This is a genomic window from Ectorhizobium quercum (assembly GCF_026552795.1).
GTDB lineage: Bacteria > Pseudomonadota > Alphaproteobacteria > Rhizobiales > Rhizobiaceae > Ectorhizobium > Ectorhizobium quercum.
Genome location: NZ_JANFPI010000019.1, coordinates 1 through 1,630 on the forward strand (window position 1 = coordinate 1; position 1,630 = coordinate 1,630).

The following is a 1,630-nucleotide window of genomic DNA, read 5'->3' on the forward strand; positions in this document are numbered from 1 at the left end:
AAGATCCGCGTGAAGGCGGACGGGTCGGGCGTCGAGCTTGCGAATGTGAAGATGTCGATGAACCCGTTCGACGAGATCGCGGTGGAGGAGGCGCTTCGGCTGAAGGAAGCGGGCAAGGCAACGGAAGTGGTGGCGGTGTCCATCGGCCCGGCCAAGGCCGAGGAAACGCTGAGGACGGCGCTTGCGATGGGCGCCGACCGGGCGATCCTCATCGAGACCGACGGGACGGTCGAGCCGCTGTCGGTCGCCAAGCTGCTCAAGGCCGTCGTGGCTTCGGAAGAACCCGGCCTCGTCATCCTCGGCAAGCAGGCGATCGACGACGATGCCAACCAGACCGGCCAGATGCTTTCGGCGCTCACCGGCTACCCGCAGGCCACCTTCGCCTCGAAGGTCGTCGTGGGAGACGGCACGGTTGCGGTGACGCGCGAAGTCGACGGCGGCCTCCAGACGGTCGAGCTGACGCTTCCGGCGGTCGTCACCACGGACCTGCGCCTGAACGAGCCGCGCTACGCCTCGCTGCCGAACATCATGAAGGCCAAGAAGAAGCCGCTCGACAGGAAGAGCCCGGCCGATCTCGGCGTCGACATCGCCCCGCGCCTGACGGTTCTGAAGACCGAGGAGCCGGCCGGCCGCAAGGCGGGCATCAAGGTCAAGAGCGTGGCCGAGCTGGTCGAGAAGCTCAAGACCGAAGCCGGCGTGCTTTGACCGGCAGACAATGAGGAGTTTCTGATATGACCGTTCTTCTTCTGGCCGAACACGACAATGCAGCCCTTTCCGAACAGACCGCCAAGGCGCTGACGGCGGCCTCGCAGCTCGGCGGCGAGGTGCATGTGCTGGTCGCCGGCTCTGGCGCGCAGGCCGTCGCCGAAGCCGCCGCGCAGCTTTCCGGCGTTTCCAGGGTGCTTCTGGCCGACGATGCCGCTTACGCCAACGGCCTGCCGGAGCCGCTTTCCGAGCTGATCGTCTCGCTGGCCCCGTCCTATGACGTCATCCTCGGAGCGGCGACCTCCATCGCCAAGAGCGCGCTGCCGCGCGTCGCCGCCCTTCTCGACGTGATGCAGGTTTCGGAAATCGTCGAAGTCGTCTCCGCCGACACGTTCAAGCGGCCGATCTATGCCGGCAATGCCATCCAGACGGTTCAGTCGACCGACGCGAAGAAGGTGATCACCGTTCGCACCGCCTCCTTCGCCGTGGCGCCCGAAGGCGGCTCGGCGGCCATCGAGGCCGTGGCGTCCGCCGGCGACAAGGGCGCTTCGCGCTTCGTCTCGGAGGAGATCGCGGCGTCGGAACGTCCGGAGCTGACGGCTGCGCGGATCATCATCTCGGGCGGCCGGGCGCTGGGGTCTGCGGAGAAATTCAACGAGGTGATCCTGCCGGTGGCCGACAAGCTCGGCGCCGCCGTCGGCGCATCGCGCGCGGCGGTCGATGCCGGCTATGCTCCGAACGACTGGCAGGTCGGCCAGACCGGCAAGGTGGTGGCGCCGGAGCTTTACATCGCCGCCGGCATCTCGGGCGCGATCCAGCATCTGGCCGGCATGAAGGATTCGAAGGTCATCGTCGCCATCAACAAGGACGAGGAGGCCCCCATCTTCCAGGTCGCCGACTACGGCCTCGTCGCAGACATCTTCGA

At 67.1% G+C, this 1,630-nt stretch carries 2 protein-coding genes; both read left to right on the top strand.

Annotated elements, in window-relative coordinates; translation table 11 throughout:
- Nucleotides 1-705, top strand: a 705-nt coding sequence (locus NOF55_RS23410; protein ID WP_306413544.1) for an electron transfer flavoprotein subunit beta/FixA family protein, incomplete at its 5' end; no start/stop codon positions are given.
- Nucleotides 706-731: 26 nt separating this feature from the next.
- A partial coding sequence (locus NOF55_RS23415) for an electron transfer flavoprotein subunit alpha/FixB family protein (protein ID WP_306413545.1) occupies nt 732-1,630 on the top strand: 899 nt, incomplete at its 3' end.